Origin of the sequence: Rhizobium sp. MHM7A, assembly GCF_005862215.1 — a bacterium.
GTDB classification, from domain to species: domain Bacteria; phylum Pseudomonadota; class Alphaproteobacteria; order Rhizobiales; family Rhizobiaceae; genus Rhizobium; species Rhizobium bangladeshense.
The window spans coordinates 17,422-32,999 of record NZ_VCHT01000030.1 but is presented as its reverse complement, the minus strand read 5'-3'; the positions used below and the strand labels follow the sequence as shown (position 1 = coordinate 32,999).

The 15,578-nt window shown below is 60.5% G+C and carries 19 protein-coding genes; 8 read left to right on the top strand and 11 right to left on the bottom strand.

What is annotated here, in order from left to right:
* The first annotated feature begins 269 nt into the window (after positions 1-269).
* Positions 270-2,744, top strand: coding sequence for a heavy metal translocating P-type ATPase (locus tag FFR93_RS38970; RefSeq protein WP_138397049.1), 2,475 nt, complete (start codon positions 270-272; stop codon positions 2,742-2,744).
* A 51-nt stretch (positions 2,745-2,795) separates the two neighbouring features.
* A complete protein-coding gene (cueR, locus tag FFR93_RS38965; protein ID WP_138397048.1) occupies positions 2,796-3,260 on the top strand; it encodes a Cu(I)-responsive transcriptional regulator in 465 nt (154 codons plus the stop codon).
* 96 nt (positions 3,261-3,356) lie between these two features.
* Here cueR and FFR93_RS38960 read toward each other — a convergent pair whose 3' ends face one another.
* The 3 genes from FFR93_RS38960 to FFR93_RS38950 all read right to left on the bottom strand — a co-directional run bounded on the left by FFR93_RS38960 (position 3,357) and on the right by FFR93_RS38950 (position 4,775).
* Positions 3,357-3,908, bottom strand: a complete 552-nt coding sequence (locus FFR93_RS38960) for a cytochrome c (protein ID WP_138397047.1) — start codon at positions 3,906-3,908, stop codon at positions 3,357-3,359.
* An 82-nt stretch (positions 3,909-3,990) separates the two neighbouring features.
* On the bottom strand, positions 3,991-4,323 hold the full coding sequence (locus FFR93_RS38955) for a four-helix bundle copper-binding protein (protein WP_064710697.1): 333 nt from the start codon (positions 4,321-4,323) through the stop codon (positions 3,991-3,993).
* A gap of 11 nt (positions 4,324-4,334) precedes the next feature.
* Complete coding sequence (locus FFR93_RS38950; RefSeq protein ID WP_064710696.1) at positions 4,335-4,775, bottom strand: DUF305 domain-containing protein; 441 nt, start codon at positions 4,773-4,775, stop codon at positions 4,335-4,337.
* On the opposite strand from FFR93_RS38950, the gene FFR93_RS41225 reads away from it, so the two are divergent.
* Positions 4,774-5,202 carry a hypothetical protein gene (locus FFR93_RS41225; RefSeq protein WP_171049342.1) on the top strand — a complete coding sequence of 143 codons (429 nt, stop codon included), beginning with the start codon at positions 4,774-4,776 and terminating at the stop codon, positions 5,200-5,202. The two genes, FFR93_RS38950 and FFR93_RS41225, sit on opposite strands and share 2 nt — an antisense overlap.
* Positions 5,203-5,288: 86 nt before the next feature.
* Positions 5,289-5,792 (top strand): cytochrome b/b6 domain-containing protein, encoded by a 504-nt coding sequence (locus FFR93_RS38940; protein ID WP_138397045.1) that lies wholly within the window; start codon positions 5,289-5,291, stop codon positions 5,790-5,792.
* On the opposite strand, the gene FFR93_RS38935 is transcribed toward FFR93_RS38940, so the two are convergent.
* Positions 5,775-6,215 (bottom strand): YqaA family protein, encoded by a 441-nt coding sequence (locus FFR93_RS38935; protein WP_064710693.1) that lies wholly within the window; start codon positions 6,213-6,215, stop codon positions 5,775-5,777. The genes FFR93_RS38940 and FFR93_RS38935 overlap by 18 nt on opposite strands.
* A 314-nt stretch (positions 6,216-6,529) precedes the next feature.
* On the opposite strand from FFR93_RS38935, the gene FFR93_RS38930 reads away from it, so the two are divergent.
* A complete protein-coding gene (locus FFR93_RS38930) occupies positions 6,530-7,063 on the top strand; it encodes a histidine phosphatase family protein (protein WP_082930634.1) in 534 nt (177 codons plus the stop codon).
* Positions 7,064-7,132: 69 nt separating this feature from the next.
* Here the strand turns inward: FFR93_RS38930 and FFR93_RS38925 are convergent, their stop codons facing one another.
* Complete coding sequence (locus FFR93_RS38925) at positions 7,133-8,401, bottom strand: patatin-like phospholipase family protein (RefSeq protein WP_138397044.1); 1,269 nt, start codon at positions 8,399-8,401, stop codon at positions 7,133-7,135.
* Between the two features lie 93 nt (positions 8,402-8,494).
* Complete coding sequence (locus FFR93_RS41220) at positions 8,495-8,641, bottom strand: hypothetical protein (protein ID WP_171049339.1); 147 nt, start codon at positions 8,639-8,641, stop codon at positions 8,495-8,497.
* 221 nt (positions 8,642-8,862) lie between these two features.
* Here FFR93_RS41220 and FFR93_RS38920 point away from each other — a divergent pair, with 221 nt between their 5' ends.
* Positions 8,863-9,333 carry an MEKHLA domain-containing protein gene (locus tag FFR93_RS38920; RefSeq protein WP_138397043.1) on the top strand — a complete coding sequence of 157 codons (471 nt, stop codon included), beginning with the start codon at positions 8,863-8,865 and terminating at the stop codon, positions 9,331-9,333.
* Positions 9,334-9,336: 3 nt separating this feature from the next.
* On the opposite strand, the gene maiA is transcribed toward FFR93_RS38920, so the two are convergent.
* From maiA to hppD, 4 genes are read right to left on the bottom strand one after another with little or no spacing between them, the layout of a single operon-like run.
* Positions 9,337-9,969: a maleylacetoacetate isomerase gene (maiA, locus tag FFR93_RS38915; RefSeq protein ID WP_138397042.1), complete on the bottom strand. Its 633-nt coding sequence runs from the start codon at positions 9,967-9,969 to the stop codon at positions 9,337-9,339.
* A complete protein-coding gene (locus tag FFR93_RS38910) occupies positions 9,966-10,991 on the bottom strand; it encodes a fumarylacetoacetate hydrolase family protein (protein ID WP_138397041.1) in 1,026 nt (341 codons plus the stop codon). The genes maiA and FFR93_RS38910 overlap by 4 nt, the downstream gene beginning before the upstream one ends.
* A gap of 39 nt (positions 10,992-11,030) precedes the next feature.
* The gene (gene hmgA / locus FFR93_RS38905) at positions 11,031-12,392 is read right to left on the bottom strand and encodes a homogentisate 1,2-dioxygenase (RefSeq protein ID WP_138397040.1); all 1,362 of its coding nucleotides are present in this window, start codon (positions 12,390-12,392) and stop codon (positions 11,031-11,033) included.
* Between the two features lie 38 nt (positions 12,393-12,430).
* Positions 12,431-13,540: a 4-hydroxyphenylpyruvate dioxygenase gene (hppD, locus tag FFR93_RS38900; RefSeq protein WP_064710685.1), complete on the bottom strand. Its 1,110-nt coding sequence runs from the start codon at positions 13,538-13,540 to the stop codon at positions 12,431-12,433.
* Positions 13,541-13,671: 131 nt separating this feature from the next.
* Between hppD and FFR93_RS38895 the strand changes: the two genes are divergently transcribed.
* Positions 13,672-14,172, top strand: a complete 501-nt coding sequence (locus tag FFR93_RS38895) for an Lrp/AsnC family transcriptional regulator (protein ID WP_064713778.1) — start codon at positions 13,672-13,674, stop codon at positions 14,170-14,172.
* A 26-nt stretch (positions 14,173-14,198) separates the two neighbouring features.
* On the opposite strand, the gene FFR93_RS38890 is transcribed toward FFR93_RS38895, so the two are convergent.
* Positions 14,199-14,660 carry an Lrp/AsnC family transcriptional regulator gene (locus FFR93_RS38890; RefSeq protein WP_064710683.1) on the bottom strand — a complete coding sequence of 154 codons (462 nt, stop codon included), beginning with the start codon at positions 14,658-14,660 and terminating at the stop codon, positions 14,199-14,201.
* A gap of 123 nt (positions 14,661-14,783) precedes the next feature.
* Between FFR93_RS38890 and FFR93_RS38885 the strand changes: the two genes are divergently transcribed.
* Complete coding sequence (locus FFR93_RS38885; protein WP_138397039.1) at positions 14,784-15,575, top strand: phenylalanine 4-monooxygenase; 792 nt, start codon at positions 14,784-14,786, stop codon at positions 15,573-15,575.
* Positions 15,576-15,578 lie beyond the last annotated feature (3 nt).

Below are 15,578 nucleotides of genomic sequence, written 5' to 3'. Positions count from 1 at the left end.
CCATACACGTCCGCGATGGCGCTGAATCCTGCAATATCTATGAACGCAACGGTGGCCGGCGCTCGAGCCGGGTCCTGTCGCTGCTTCACATCACTTTCCATCGCCACTCCTACTGGTGCTTGCATCATGGGCAACGATCGATCGTCCCTAGATTGCAGAAGAGCCTAGCATATTTTTGGGCAACTAGACAGCGATCGCCACCTCCCGACCTTGACCTTCCCATGATGGGAAGGATTACCTATATGTGCAGTTCAACAAGGGACAATCCCATGACTGCCATATCCAAGATCGAAAAATCGACAGCGTTGCCAATTCTGACCGAGTTCGGAATTGAGGGCATGTCGTGCGCGTCGTGCGTGGCCAGAGTGGAACGGGCGATCAAGGCCGTTCAAGGCGTCGACGCGGCGTCAGTGAACCTCGCGACTGAACGTGCGACGGTGACATTCAAGGACACGGTGAACGCGGCCGCTGTCCTGCAAGCCATCGAAAGCGCAGGTTACGAAGCCCGAATCGAGACCCTGGAGATGCTTGTCGAAGGCATGACCTGTGCCTCCTGTGTCTCCCGGGTCGAGCGCGCTATGAAAGCCGTTCCTGGCGTGGTCGACGCGTCCGTCAATCTGGCGACCGAGAAGGCGACCGTCCGCTACGCGGCGGGTGCGGCGTCCGTGCGCGCATTGGAGGACGCGGTCCGCACGGCTGGATATGAGCCGAAATCCGAAGGCCAGACGCATAAGCCCGCGGCCGCAGACCGCCGCAATATCGAGATGCGCTCGCTCGCAGTCCGACTTGGTGTATCCGCCATTCTCACTCTGCCGCTGTTCGCGATCGAGATGGGCTCGCACTTCATACCGGGCGTCCACGAGTTCGTCATGGACACCTTCGGGATGCGGGAGAGCCTCTACCTGCAATTCGCGCTCGCGACCATCGTCCTGTTCGGGCCCGGTCTGGCGTTCTTCCGGAAGGGCGTTCCCAGCCTCCTCCGACTGGCTCCCGACATGAACTCGCTGGTGGTGCTCGGGACCTCCGCGGCCTGGGCATATTCCGCCGTAGCGACATTCATCCCGGCCGCCCTGCCTGTAGGAACTGTGAACGTCTATTACGAGGCGGCGGCCGTCATCGTGACCCTCATACTGCTCGGCCGCTACCTCGAAGCCCGCGCGAAGGGAAAGACGAGCCAGGCGATCAGGCGGCTGCTCGGCCTGCAGGCCAAGACCGCCTTCGTGGAGCGGTCCGGGAACTTCGTGGAAGTCGAGATCGACGAGGTCGTGGTCGGGGACGTGATCCGCATCCGACCCGGAGAGAAGGTTCCGGTGGACGGTGCGGTGGTCTCTGGTGATTCCTACGTCGACGAGGCCATGATCACCGGCGAGCCCGTCCCTGTCTCGAAATCCGTTGGAAGCGAGGTGGTCGGCGGCACGATCAACAAGACGGGCTCGTTCACGTTTCGCGCGACGAAGGTCGGGGCCGATACCGTGCTCGCGCAGATCGTCCGGATGGTCGAGGCCGCGCAAGGATCCAAGCTGCCGATCCAGGCCCTGGTGGACAGGGTGACAGGCTGGTTCGTTCCCGCCGTCATCGTCGCCGCGCTGCTGACTTTCAGCGCCTGGATGGTCCTCGGCCCCTCCCCGGCGCTGAGCTTCGCACTGGTGAACGCCGTCGCCGTCCTGATCATCGCCTGCCCGTGCGCGATGGGCCTTGCGACGCCGACGTCGATCATGGTCGGTACGGGCCGTGCGGCCGAGCTCGGAATTCTGTTCCGCAAGGGCGAAGCGCTGCAGAGCCTCCGCGAGGCCCGCGTCGTCGCCCTGGACAAGACCGGAACGCTGACGAAGGGCAGGCCGGAGCTAACCGACTTCCGGGTCGCCGAAGGCTTCCTGCGCGAGGAGGTCCTCGCCTGGGCTGCAAGCCTCGAGGCGCTGTCGGAGCATCCGATCGCCGAAGCCATCGTGAAGGCTGCCGAGGCAGAGGGACTGGCGCTCGGCGGCGTGGAAGGATTCGAGGCGTCTCCGGGATATGGTGTGAACGGATCCGTCGCCGGCCGGTCGCTGCTCGTCGGCGCGGATCGGGCGCTGGTTCGCGAGGGCGTATCCGTGGAAAGATTCGCCCCGCTCGCCGAGGAACTCTCGAGCAAGGGTAGATCTCCGCTCTATGTCGCCGTGGACGGCAGGCTTGCGGCGATCGTCGCCGTGTCGGACCCCGTCAAGGAGACGACGCCCGAGGCGATCAGGTCCCTGCATGCCCTTGGCCTTGAAGTGGCGATGATCACGGGAGACAACCGTCGCACCGCGGAGGCTGTCGCCGCCCAGCTTGGCATCGACCGGGTGATCGCGGAGGTGCGGCCGGACGGCAAGGTTGAGGCCGTGAAGCGGCTGCGCGAAGGCGGCAAGGTCGCCTTTGTCGGCGACGGCATCAACGACGCCCCGGCCCTGACGGAAGCGGACGTAGGACTTGCCGTCGGCACAGGCACCGACATCGCCATTGAGAGCGCCGACGTCGTGCTGATGTCCGGAGACCTCACTAGCGTCGTCAGGGCCGTCGAGCTGAGCCACGCGACTATCCGGAACATCAAGCAAAATCTGTTCTGGGCGTTCGTGTACAACGCCAGCCTGGTGCCAGTTGCGGCCGGCATTCTCTACCCGGTCAACGGCACCCTGCTTTCGCCAATCTTCGCCGCCGGCGCGATGGCCATATCGAGCGTATTCGTCCTCGGTAATGCCCTCCGCCTTCGCCGAATCCAACTTTGAGGCACAGCGTCGTCACCGACGGCGCACCTTCCGAATTCACAGGAGCGCAAAATGAACATCGGAGAAGCAGCAAAGGTCAGCGGCGTGTCGGCCAAGATGATCCGGTACTACGAGCAGATAAAGCTGATCACGCCCGCGCATCGCACGGAGTCCAGCTACCGAACCTACGGCGAGAACGATATCCACACCCTGCGGTTCATACGCAGAGCCCGGGACCTGGGCTTCTCCATCGAACAGATGAAGACGCTGCTGGCCCTCTGGCGGGATAGGTCGAGAGCGAGCGCCGACGTGAAGAGCATCGCCCGCGAGCACATCGAGGAACTCGAGCGCAAGGCGGCGGCGATCCACGCAATGACGGCTACGCTCAAGCATCTCGTCAAGCACTGCCACGGCGACGAGCGGCCCGACTGCCCGATCATCGACGAGTTCGCCAATATGGGCAATGAAGCGCCATCGCCCGCGATCAACACCCGCTTCGGGCTCACAGGGCTGAAGACGGAACACGGCGGGCGGTAGCTGCCTCAATCCAGCCCTCTCATTAAGATCTGGATCATCCTCGCTCCACACGACCCTGGAACTTTTTGCGAGCAATTTCCGATGCCAGTGCCGCCCTCATTCCATCCTGAATTTGGCATGGCAGGTCGTACAGGTCTGGAGCATGAGGTGGAAGGCGTGTTCCGCGGGCATCGCCGAGAGCTCCTGCTCACCGCGGACCTGGGTACCGAGCGGGCCGCCACCCATGGCTTCTCCAGGTTTCATACGCATGCCGGCAGGCATCGGTCCGGGATTTTTCTCCGCGGCGGCGTCCAATGCGACAGCGTAGTCGCGCAGGTCGTTCGCAATGCGATCGAACCGATCCCGCTCATCGAGGATGTTCGGACGGGCCTTCGATTGCGGGCTGGCGGCCTCGGATGTGAAGTGTCCGGAGAGGACACTCCCTGCTTTGTCACGGATGGTGCCGGCGGCCCACCTGAACTCGGCAGCGCTGTAGCTCGAGGGATCCTTAAACATGCCCGAGATCGTCTTCGCAGCCGCCGCCATAGCCTTCATGTCCGCCTGCCGAAGAGCGACGACGTCCTCGGCGGCAAGCGTCGCCACCGCTGTCAAGACCGCGCCCATCAAGGCAACCAGTCCACACTTGATCACGTAATCGGTCTGTCTCATAAATGCTGCGTTCCGAAATCCGTCGCCATGCCACCTGCGACGGATATCCGTGTTCAACTGGGCAAGACGAAGGCGGACGCCCTCACGCCGCCATCTTGCTGCAGCTCTCGGCACAACGGCGGCAGGCCTCGACGCAGCTCTGCATGTCGCCGATCCGCTCGCAGTCTTCGGCGCATTGGGCGCAGATTTCGGCGCATTCCCGGCAGACATGCTTGTGGTGATCCGAGCCGATCAGCATGAAATGCGCAGAGGTCCGGCAGATCTCCGCGCAGGCCATCATCAGCTTGAAGTGCGGGGGTTTCGTGTGGTCTCCGCCGAGTTCCAGGCAATGGCCCATGGCCATCGACAGGCATTCGCTGTAGCAGGCCAGGCAATTGTCGATGCAGGCCTTCATCTCGGTCGATATGTGATGCATGACGGAATCTCCTACTTTGCTTCCTTGTCCACCCATTTGGACATCTCTTCGATCTCCTTCTTCTGGGCATCGATGATCTTCTGGGCCATCTGCCTGGCACCTTCGTTGTCGCCGTATTTGAGTTCAACTTCCGACATGCTGATCGCACCCATGTGGTGGGCGATCATGCCGCAGACGAAGGAGACGTCGGCGTCCTTCTTCATCATTCCCTGCATCATGTTCATGTGCATGTCCTTCATGCCGTCCATCGACGCCTTCTGGTAGTCGGTCATTTCGCCCATAGGCATGCCTCCCGTCGACATGTCGTTCTTCGACATGTCCGTCTTCATGCCTTCGGTCTTGCATTTCTCAGGATAGGCCATCGCCGACTGGGCAGAAGCGGCAGGCGGTAGGATTGCGAACGAGACAGTGGCGGCAGCCGCGGAAAAAGCGAGAGTGGCGAGGGTGTTCATGATCGTGCTCCGATATATGATTGAGGATGGATTGGGCTCAGGCGGGAAAATCTCGGGGAGGAGGATCGATTGGCCGGATCAACAGCAGCGGCCGGTAGCTCTCCGGCACACTGTCATGGCGCATGGATTCGGTCCGAGGAGCCGCAATGGCATCGCGTTCCGGGAGTATCTGGCAGCAGTGCATTGCGGAACAGCACGCCGTCCGGTGTCCGCAAGAATTCCCGAGGTGGTGATGCTCCGCGGCGACCGCACAGTGCCGACCTTGGAGAGCCGCCAAGGGCGTGGCGATGCCGAAAGGATTCGCCGCAATCATCAGGGCGACGACCAGCACCTGCGCGTAGCGGAATATGCTCCCAAGTCTCATTTGGCTGGTTTTCCGTTCCGCCATACAACCATATGTGAGCAGAAATGTTCCAAGCAGCGGTGATCCGGGCGGCTCGTGTTTCGGCCACCTGCCGATCAGAAAGCATTAACCGCTGCCGGCTAGTCTGCGTCTCTCGTGCGGGGGAATCGATGAAAGGCGGCTATTCGCTGGCCCAGATAGGACTTCACTGGCTGGTCGCCCTCCTGGTGCCGGTCCAGTATCTGACGGGCGGCAACATCGAGAGAACCCACCACGCTGTCCACATGGGCATGACACCCTCGTACTGGGACGTCGTCCAGCACCACCTCCACAACTACGCAGGAATTGCGATCGGCCTGCTGATGGGTCTGCGGCTGGTTCTTCGTGTCGTGCAGCCACCTCAGACCAACCAACCCAGCACCTGGGCAGGGCGGGCGGCAACGATGCTGCACTACGCCTTCTACGCCGCGATCATCGGGCAGGCCTGCACGGGACTCCTCGCGAGCTACTTCTGGTTCCGGATCGCCCCTTATCACGTTGTCGGATCGAAGATCATATTGGCTATGGTCGCGCTGCACTTCGCCGCTGCCGCCTGGCACACGCTCGTCGCCCGCGACGAGACGGTGGATCGGATCGTCTTTCCGCGCCGGAAGCGGTCAGCCCAGGAACTGTAGCGTGGCCAGCGTCAGCACGACGTAGCGGCCCGTCTTGGCGACGAACACGAGGATCGTGAACGGAAGCAGCGGCTCCCTGAGCACTCCGGCGACAACCGTGAGAGCATCTCCAAATATCGGCATCCAGGAAAGGAGCAGCGTCCATTTCCCATACTTTCGGTACCAGCGGGACGAACGTTCGAGCGCCTCCTCGCCGACTGGAAACCAGCGACGGTCCCGGAACCTTTCGATGCCGCGGCCCAAGAACCAGTTGACGACGCTTCCAAGCGTGTTGCCGACGCTGGCGACGGCGAGCAGAGCCGGAACGGAGAACTTTCCTGTGAGAAGAAGACCCACCAGCACCGGCTCCGACTGCATCGGCAGGATCGTCGCGGCACCGAGCGCGGCTGCAAAAAGGCCGAAGTAGGATGCGAGATTGATCATTGAGAAAGAACAGCCCGTTGACCTTACTTCCGTTGGAAGGCCTACTTACGCACCATCGTGATGTTCGCGCCACCATAAAGGCCTCGAACGTCCACGAGACCATTGAGCAGGCTGCTCGTGATCATGGGGCTGGTGATCATCGTATTACTGGCGGTACTCGCAGTCGAACGCCAACGCGGCGATGCATGGCTCCTGTTCAACGGGTGAATCCTTACAAGCGCCACTTTTCAGTATGTTGACAAAGCGAAGGCAGGACCGCTCCGGGAGTCAACACGAAACGAAGCTCTAACCGACGACATCGGCCTCGCGATAGAATGACGCTCAACCCCATGCCGAAACACCGCCTCATCCTTCTGCGCCACGCCAAATCCGCCTGGCCCGACGGTGTGCCCGACCGTGAACGGCCATTGGCGGATCGCGGGCGCAAGGCAGCACCCGTCATCGGCACCTATATGGCGCGCGAAAAGCTGATCCCCGATCTTGCCCTCGTCTCGCCGGCCCGCCGGGCGCAGGAAACCTGGAAGCTCATCCGCCGGGCCTTTTCGAAAAAGGTCTCGGAACACGAGACGGCTGATATCTACGAGGTGTCGGCCGAGCGGATCCTCGATGTGATCCGCGCCGTCGAACCTGGCATCCGCACGCTGCTCATCGTTGGCCACAATCCCGGCATGGCGAATGCGGCCTCGCTTATCGTGGCGGACGGCGATGCCGATGCCGTGGGACGCATGCGGGAAAAGTTCCCGACGGCGGGACTTGCTGCCATCGATCTCGATCTCGACGGATGGGACGAGATTGCGCCGGGCACCGGTTATCTCGAGCGGTTCGTAACCCCGCGATCCTTGGGATAATAGGCCACCTTCCGGTTGACTTCGGCGGACATGGCACACGGTCGGGTAGCCCGGCACCTCCGGCCATTGTTAAAAGGGCAGAATGTCGAACAGGCGCTTGCTCGCCCTCGCCCCCCAAGACGGCTTCACGGCCCCGGCGGACAACGGCGGTCCGGACGATGGGGCCAGGGGTGCTGGATAGAACCGGTTGAGCATCGCATCGCACACGTAGTACCCCCAGTTCGTCAGATGCTCCGTTTCTCTCGCGCCGAGGAAATGGAGGTAGGTGCCGATCTCGGAGGGAACGACCGATGACGGCGGCGGGGTGTAAGAGGCATATGGCCTGAGCTCGGCGTCCTTGCTGTCGATCGACCAATAGACGCCGCGCGTTCTTGCGCGCAGAGCCGATTTCGAGAAATCGTCGAGACCGAGAGTGTCGGCTCGTTTTGCAGCCTTGAAGCCGCCGATCAGGTCTCGCCGCCTTAACGACCGCACCTGATTGTCCATCGTATCGACCACCCGCTTGAGCTGGGAGAGATAGTTCCAGTATCCGCGGGGGGACCTACGCCAAGGCGCGCCGGCATCGCTGACGAGCAGGCAGTCGCAGCGCTTCAGCGCCGGCTCGATGCCGTGATTGTCGTAAACGCCGCCGTCGCTCAATATTGCCCTTTCCGGCGCAACGGGATCGCCAACGGTGTCATCGAGTTTTTCTCTTTTCCAGGGAAACTGCGACAGATCCAATCGCAGCGGCGACAGCACGGGTGGGAACGCCGCCGAAGCGGCAACCGCGGTCGCGAGCGAAAGTGCCGGTTGAAATGACACCCCGATCCGGTAATCCGCGATATAGCGGTTCGACATCCGGAAGAGCGAACCGGTGCTGAGATTGCTGGAGCAAAATACGAACCAGGGCGAGCGTGGAAGATCTCTGAGGGTTGGGGAGCTTCCATCGAAAAGATGTCGCTCATAGAGTTTGGCGGCTTCCTCGGCCGCGCTCGAGAACGGATTGAACACCCCTTTCAGGAAGCTCGGCCCATCCGCAAATACCTGGCTGAATGCGAGAATGCGATCCACGTATTCCGTCCTGAAGTTGACGGCGACGTCGTTTTGGAACACCAGCCGTGGCCACACATAGGCCAACAGACCAGATGCGATAGATCCGCCAGAGACAGATGAAATCATATCGAGCTTCGCCAGAAGACCAGCCTCGTTGAGCCTCGCGAGCGATCCCGCATGGAAAAGCATGGCCCGATAGCCGCCGCCCGAAAGGCAGAGGCCGAGTTTAAAGCGCTCAGCGGGCTTCTCGGGCTCATCGGATCCCGAAAAGACAGCATTGGATGGGGCATGCTCATCTTCCGACATGCTCGGCCTCACTGAGGAATGTGAGTTTTCACCGATCTTTTCCTTCAGGCAAGCTGCCGAACTTTGCGGTCGCTGCCTGCAGACCGGCAATATCTACTCTGCGTACCTCCGGGATTTGTGCCACTCCCAGTTTATTTCGGCTTCGTCCTTATAGCCATAGCACCAGTCGGCGCGATTGAGCAGCGGACCGAGTTCGTCGCGCCGTTTGCACGCCCGCAGCGTATCGGGTCCCTTGCCCATGCCAATTACGGTCCGAACAACAATAGCTTCGCAGAGAATGTTGACAGCTGCCCCAGCAGCTCAAGATCAATGCACAAGGGCGATCTTCTGGCAAGCGTCACAATCAGAAGTGATGAGACAAGGTAAATGCCGGCCCTTCGCAGTCCTGAAGGCGTCATAGACGCCTGCAATCGATATCGGCTATGTCGCCTGCACCGACACATTTGACCACGAGGCCGTTCGTGACTTCTACCTATGACAATCACGCCCTCGACCTGAAGAATGATCCCGATTTCTTCTCCCTTCTTACCGGCAGCTACCAGCGCATCGTCGGCCGCGCTCTTATCGAGGGTGGGCAAGGGCCGGACTGGCTCTACAATCATGCGCCTTTCGTGGTCCTCGCCCACAATACCCTGCCCGACCCGCGCTTCATCTATGCAAACAGGACTGCGCAGAACTGCTTCGAATATAGCTGGGACGAATTCATCTTGCTGCCGTCGCGACTTTCGGCCGAGCAGCCTGATCGCGCCGAACGCCAGCGGCTGCTCGATGCCGTCACGCGCGATGGTTTCGTCGACAACGGACGCGGCCTCAGGGTCGCGAAATCGGGGCGCCGTTTCTGGGTCGAAAATTTCACTGTCTGGCAGCTCATCGATGAGACGGGAAAGCGGTTGGGCCAGGCTGCTATATTTTCATCGTGGCGAGACGAGTAGTTCCTACGGTTTCACGCGGTCCGGATGCGCCGCCTGAAAGGCGGGGAGTTCGGCGCATCTGGCGTCGATGTCGGCGATGCGACTGAAAGTGGTCATATCCACTCCCCAGCGGCGGGCATTGTAGACTTGGGGAACGAGACAGAGGTCCGCCATCGTTGGCTTGTCGCCAAAGCTGAACGCGCTATAGGATTCGCCGAGCATGATCTCCAGCTTGCGAAGTCCATCGCCGATGAAATGCTTCATCCATTCCTCGCGAGCCTCGGCCTTGTCGGTCAGCGTCTTAAGATGCGAGACGACATGCAGGTTGCAGATCGGATGGATGTCCATGGCGATCGCATATGAAAGCGCACGCACATGCTGGCGGTCGAGGCCGTCCGACGGCAGCAATCCGTATTCCGGCCGAAGCTCGGCGAGATACTCGATGATCGCCAGCGACTGCGTCAGCGTTTTGCCATCAATCACCAATGTCGGCACGAGGCCCTGCGGGTTGAGCCTGAGATAATCCGCCGCCTTATGCGCGCCGTCCAGCAGGTTGATCGGAATCGTCCGATAGTCAATATCCAACAGGTTGAGCGCGATGCGGACGCGGTAACTCGCCGACGATCTCCAATAGTCGTAGAGAACCACCTCCCTCATCGCGGGTCGGCTCCCTCGTATTTTCCGACGGTCTGCTCGATCGCGCCGAAGATAGAATGGCCGGCATGATCCCTCATCTCGATGCGGACCCGGTCGCCGAACTTCATGAAGGGCGTCCTCGCCTCACCGCTCTCGATGGCCTCAATCATCCTCAGTTCGGCAATGCAGGAATAGCCGTCTCCTCCCGCTTCCACGGGCTTGCCGGGGCCGCCGTCGAGCTTGTTAGAGACCGTGCCGGAGCCGATAATCGTTCCGGCCACGAGGTGGCGGGTCTTGGCCGCATGGGCGAGCAGTTGGCCGAAATCGAATGTCATGTCGATGCCGGCATTCGCCTTGCCGAATAGTCTGCCGTTCAGGCTCACAAGCAGAGGCAAGTGCAGCTTGCCGCCATCCCACGCCTCTTCGAGCTCGTCCGGCGTCACCGCGACGGGCGAGAATGCAGAGGCCGGCTTGGACTGGAAGAAGCCAAACCCCTTGGCCAGCTCCTCCGGGATCAGGCCGCGCAGCGACACGTCGTTGACGAGCATCACCAGACGAATGGCGCGGCGGGCGGCTTCCGGGCTCGCCCCCATGGCGACGTCGCCGGTGATGACGGCAACCTCTCCTTCCATGTCTATCCCATAGGCTTCGTCCTCCATCAGGATTGGATCGCGCGGCGCAAGAAAACCGTCCGAACCGCCTTGATACATCAGCGGATCGGTCCAGAAGCTCGCCGGCATCTCGGCTCCGCGCGCCTTACGCACCAGTTCCACATGGTTGACGTAGGCGGAACCATCGGCCCATTGATACGCCCGCGGCAAAGGCGATGCGGCGTCATGTTCGTGAAACCGCATGGTCGGCTGAGCTCCCGTCTCGATGCCTTCGGCAACCAGCCGAAGCCTCGGAGCGACATGCTCCCAGTCATCGAGCGCCGCCTGCAGGGTGCGGGCGATGTGGCCCACCTCCGAACAGCGGGTCAGATCGCGGGACACGACGACGAGGCGGCCGTCCCTGGTGGAATCCTTCAAAGTCGCAAGTTTCATCTGTCAATTCCAATGCCGGAGGAAGCTTCGCCGATCCTGTCACTTGATGCCCGGCGTCCCGTCGAACTTGCGTTCCAATCCGTCCCAGCATTCGAGATAATCATCCTGCAGCGTTTCGAGCTCGGCTGCATATTTGGTCAGCTGCTGTGGGTAGCGGGTCTCGAACATGAAGGCCATGGTGTGATCGAGCTTCACCGCTTTGAGCTCGGCATTGGATGCCTTTTCGAAGGCGAGCGCATCAGGTCCGTGGGGAAGCATCATGTTGTGCAAGCTGATCCCCCCTGGCACGAAGCCCTTCTCCTTGGCGTCATACTGGCCATGGATCAGGCCCATGAACTCGCTCATGATGTTGCGGTGGTACCAGGGCGGGCGGAAGGTGTGCTCGGCGACCAGCCACCGCGGCGGAAAGATCACGAAATCGACATTCGCCGTGCCTGCATCTTCGGTAGGCGCAGTCAGAACCGAAAAGATCGACGGGTCGGGATGATCGAAGCTGATGGCGCCAACCGGCGAAAACGTCCGCAAGTCGTACTTGTAGGGCGCGTAGTTGCCGTGCCAGGCAACCACATCAAGGGGCGAGTGGCCGATTTCAGTGACATAGAATTTGCCGCACCATTTCACATGGACGCGGCAGGTTTTTTCCTTGTCCTCGAAAGCGGCGACAGGCGTCTTGAAGTCGCGCGGGTTCGCCAGGCAGTTGGCGCCGATCGGTCCGCGGTCCGGCAGCGTAAATTTCGCGCCGTAGTTCTCGCAGATATAGCCGCGCCAAACCGCCTGCTCGCCGACTGTCGTGATCTTGAACATCATGCCACGGGGAACGAGGCATATCTCCAAGGGCTCGACGTCCATGATGCCCATTTCGGTGAACACTCTGATGGCGCCGAGCTGCGGCACGATCAGCAGTTCGCCGTCGGCGTTGAAGAAATAATCGTCGACCATGTCTTCGTTGAAAACATAGGCATGCGCCGACATGCCGACCTGAGTCACGGCATCGCCTGCCGTGGTCATCGTCCGCACTCCTTCCAGGAAGGTCAGCTTCTCCTCAGGCGCGGGGATGGGATCCCAGCGAAGCTGGCCGAGAGGCAGCGAATGTTCGTCCAGGCAGGGCGCGGTTTTCCAGAGCGGATAGGAGACGTTCGAGAAGCGGCGGGTGTGACGCACGCTAGGGCGAATGCGATATAGCCAGGATCTTTCATTCGTGCCGCGCGGCGCGGTGAAGGGCGAGCCGGAAAGCTGTTCGGCATAAAGACCGTAATTGCATTTCTGCGGGCTGTTCTGGCCCTGCGGCAAGGCGCCGGGCAGCGACTCCGTCTCGAAATCGTTGCCGAAGCCCGGCATATATTTCAGTGTGCTTGCCGTCGTCGCTTCCGCGTCGGCAGCCTGGATCGATGTCTGGTCCATCTCAACTCCTCCCCGAGAACTCCACTGCGCCGTAGAGTTTACTCCGCTGCCGTGCCGATGACACCACGCTTGATCTGATCGGCCTCGATCGACTCGAAAAGCGCCCGGAAATTGCCTTCGCCGAAGCCCTCATCGCCCTTTCGCTGGATGAATTCGAAGAAGATCGGGCCGATCACCGTCTTGGAGAAGATCTGCAGCAGGATCTTTGTCATGCCGCCGTTTACCACGCCTTCGCCGTCGATCAGGATGCCGTGCTTCTTCATGCGGTCGACCGGCTCGCTATGGCCGTTCACCCGTTCATAGGACATGTCGTAATATGTCTCGGGAGGCCCCGGCATGAAGCGCAGGCCATTATCGGCAAGGCGGTCGGTCGCTTCGTAAATATCCTCCGTTCCAACGGCGATGTGCTGAATGCCCTCGCCCCGGTACTTCTTCAGATATTCCTCGATCTGGCTGGTGTCGTCCTTCGATTCATTCAACGGGATGCGGATTTTGCCGCAGGGCGAGGTGATGGCGCGGCTGACCAGACCGGTGATGCGCCCATCGATGTCGAAGAAGTGGATCTGCTTGAAATTGAACAGATTGCGGTAGAAATCCCACCACTTGTCCATGTTGCCGCGGAAGACATTGTGAGTGAGATGGTCGAGGTAATAAAAGCCGATCCCGGCGGGATTGGGATTGCGCTCGCCAAGCCAATCGAACTCGGCCTCGTAAGCTGATCCCTTTGCCCGATAGGTCTCGACGAAATAAAGCAGCGAGCCGCCAATGCCGATAATCGCGGGAACGTCGAGCACCTTGTCATTGCCTTCATAGGGCACGGCGCCTTTCGACACGGCGTGATCGAAGGCGTGCTTGGCATCGACCACCCGCCAGGCCATCGAAGGGGCGCAGGGACCATGCTTTGTGACGAAGCGGGCGGCATGGCTGTCGGGCTCGGCATTGAGGACATAGTTGATGTCGCCCTGGCGCCAGACGGTGATGTCTTTTGTCTTGTGCCTGGCGACCGCGGCATAGCCCATGCGTGTGAAGAGCTCGCTGAGCTTCTCAGGCTCGGGGTGAGCGAATTCGACGAATTCGAAGCCGTCGGTGCCGGCTGGATTGTCGGCGGTGATTTCCGACGGAGGCGCATCATGCGGGAAAGGACCCATTTTCTTTTCCTCCAGAGGAGATTGCATCTTCTATGCAAACTATGGCCCAAAACACGCGCAAAGTTCTTGCATTCTTTATATCCAAAGAACATATTATGCACGGTTCGTGAGTATTTCCTGGATTTTGCGCAATGGATGAACAGCTGGACAAACTGGATATGCGCTTGCTCGAAGAACTTCAAAAGGACGGCAGGCTGACGAACAACGAGCTGGGCGACCGCATTGCCCTTTCACCGTCGCAATGCTCACGCCGGCGCACGCGGTTAGAAGCCGAGGGCTATATCCGCAGCTACCGGGCCTATCTCGATCGCGAAAAACTCGGCCTGGACATGCTGGTGGTCATTTCAGTGACGCTCGCCACCCATAACCGAGATAATGCCCGCAGGTTTTCTCAATTGATTAACGGGCTGCCGGAGGTCCTGGAAGCCTATGCGCTCACCGGCGAAATGGATTATCATCTGAAGGTGGCAACGCGGGGGCTCGCCGACCTCTCGAAATTCGTCAACGACGTTCTCCTGCCGCACGAGTCGGTGCAGCATGTGAAGACGTCAATCGTGCTCGACACGCTGAAGACATTCGAGGGCTTTCCGCTGCGCATGCCGGGCAGTTGGCACGGCGATGGCACACGCTGAGCTGCGGGGTCCTCTGGCGGCAAAGGTCAGAGCGGCAACTCAGTCGAGAATTTCAGTTCGCGCAATACGAAGCTCGATACGACGGTGCGCACATGCGGATTGCGCATGAGATAGCGGGTCATGAACGCTTCGTAGCTTTCCACGTCCCTCGACCTTATCTTCAGCATGTAATCGAACGCGCCCGACAAGGCATAGCACTCCATGATCTCCGGCCGCTCCAGCACCACTGAAGCGAAAGAAGCCACCGCCTCCTCATGGTGATCCTCCAGCGTGACGTGTGCAATCACGCAGAGCTTGAGATCGAGTTTGCCGGGATCGAGCAACGTCACGCGCTTGCGGATGACGCCGTCAGCCTCCAGTTCCTGGATCTTCCGCCAGGCCGAGCTCTGCGACATGCCGGCCTTTTCCGCCAGATCCGCCAGCGACAGAGTGCCATCGGCCTGGATGAGCTGCAGAAGCTTGCGGCGGAATTTCTCAGGTTCTTTCATCTCTGCCACCACAATCGAGAATATTTGCCACCAGTATGGCCATGGCCGACACGAAAGAAAAGAAAATCCGCCGAACACGGAGCATAATGGCAGCGAAATCGCCATTCCCGGGAGGATCAGTCGATGACCAAAGAAAGCAGCTACACCGCCAAACTGCCCGGCCCGGACGGGCTATACGACTACAGTCCCGAAGAAGATGCGATCTGGGGTGAACTCTACCGGCGTCAGATGAAGCTCTTGGCCAACACGGCTTGCCAGGAATATCTTGACGGCGTCAAACTGCTTGGGCTCAAGCCGGAAAAAGTGCCCCAGCTTCGCGACGTGAACAGGCGCCTGAACGAAACCACCGGCTTCGGCGTAGAAGGCGTGCCGGCGCTCATCCCGCCTTCGCGCTTTTATGAACTTCTGTCACAAGGCAAATTCCCGCTGGCGACCTTCCTGCGCCGCCGCGAGCATATCGATTATATCGAGGAACCGGACCTGTTCCACGAGGTGTTCGGCCATTGCCCGTTGCTGACCAATCAGAGCTACGCCAGTTTCGTCCGGCATTTCGGCGAAACCGCCATGAGCCTCGGCAAAGGCTATTCATGGCACCTGTTCCGGATTTTCTGGTTCACCGTCGAATTCGGCCTGATCAATACGCCGCAAGGCCGCCGCTGCTTCGGCGCGGGCATCGTCTCGTCGCCGAGCGAGGCGAAGGCGGCAACGGAAGGCACTTCCTGTGAATTCCGGCCGTTCGACTTGATGAGCGTGCTCAGGACACCCTACCGCATCGATATCCTCCAGCCGATCTACTATGTCATCGACAGCTTTGCCGATCTCGAGGCGATCGTGGAGCAGGATATTGGCGGCGCGATCCTCAAGGCGAAATCGCTTGGTGATTTCGCCCCGGCTTTCGAAGCCAAGGCTTCGTGATCC

Coding starts and splice junctions, on each gene's coding strand:
- FFR93_RS38970 (WP_138397049.1), top strand. CDS start 270: ATGACTGCCATATCCAAGATCGAAAAATCGACAGCGTTGCCAATTCTG.
- cueR (WP_138397048.1), top strand. CDS start 2,796: ATGAACATCGGAGAAGCAGCAAAGGTCAGCGGCGTGTCGGCCAAGATG.
- FFR93_RS38960 (WP_138397047.1), bottom strand. CDS start 3,908: ATGAGACAGACCGATTACGTGATCAAGTGTGGACTGGTTGCCTTGATG.
- FFR93_RS38955 (WP_064710697.1), bottom strand. CDS start 4,323: ATGCATCACATATCGACCGAGATGAAGGCCTGCATCGACAATTGCCTG.
- FFR93_RS41225 (WP_171049342.1), top strand. CDS start 4,774: ATGATCGTGCTCCGATATATGATTGAGGATGGATTGGGCTCAGGCGGG.
- FFR93_RS38950 (WP_064710696.1), bottom strand. CDS start 4,775: ATGAACACCCTCGCCACTCTCGCTTTTTCCGCGGCTGCCGCCACTGTC.
- FFR93_RS38940 (WP_138397045.1), top strand. CDS start 5,289: ATGAAAGGCGGCTATTCGCTGGCCCAGATAGGACTTCACTGGCTGGTC.
- FFR93_RS38935 (WP_064710693.1), bottom strand. CDS start 6,215: ATGATCAATCTCGCATCCTACTTCGGCCTTTTTGCAGCCGCGCTCGGT.
- FFR93_RS38930 (WP_082930634.1), top strand. CDS start 6,530: ATGACGCTCAACCCCATGCCGAAACACCGCCTCATCCTTCTGCGCCAC.
- FFR93_RS38925 (WP_138397044.1), bottom strand. CDS start 8,401: ATGTCGGAAGATGAGCATGCCCCATCCAATGCTGTCTTTTCGGGATCC.
- FFR93_RS41220 (WP_171049339.1), bottom strand. CDS start 8,641: ATGGGCAAGGGACCCGATACGCTGCGGGCGTGCAAACGGCGCGACGAA.
- maiA (WP_138397042.1), bottom strand. CDS start 9,969: ATGAGGGAGGTGGTTCTCTACGACTATTGGAGATCGTCGGCGAGTTAC.
- FFR93_RS38910 (WP_138397041.1), bottom strand. CDS start 10,991: ATGAAACTTGCGACTTTGAAGGATTCCACCAGGGACGGCCGCCTCGTC.
- hmgA (WP_138397040.1), bottom strand. CDS start 12,392: ATGGACCAGACATCGATCCAGGCTGCCGACGCGGAAGCGACGACGGCA.
- hppD (WP_064710685.1), bottom strand. CDS start 13,540: ATGGGTCCTTTCCCGCATGATGCGCCTCCGTCGGAAATCACCGCCGAC.
- FFR93_RS38895 (WP_064713778.1), top strand. CDS start 13,672: ATGGATGAACAGCTGGACAAACTGGATATGCGCTTGCTCGAAGAACTT.
- FFR93_RS38890 (WP_064710683.1), bottom strand. CDS start 14,660: ATGAAAGAACCTGAGAAATTCCGCCGCAAGCTTCTGCAGCTCATCCAG.
- FFR93_RS38885 (WP_138397039.1), top strand. CDS start 14,784: ATGACCAAAGAAAGCAGCTACACCGCCAAACTGCCCGGCCCGGACGGG.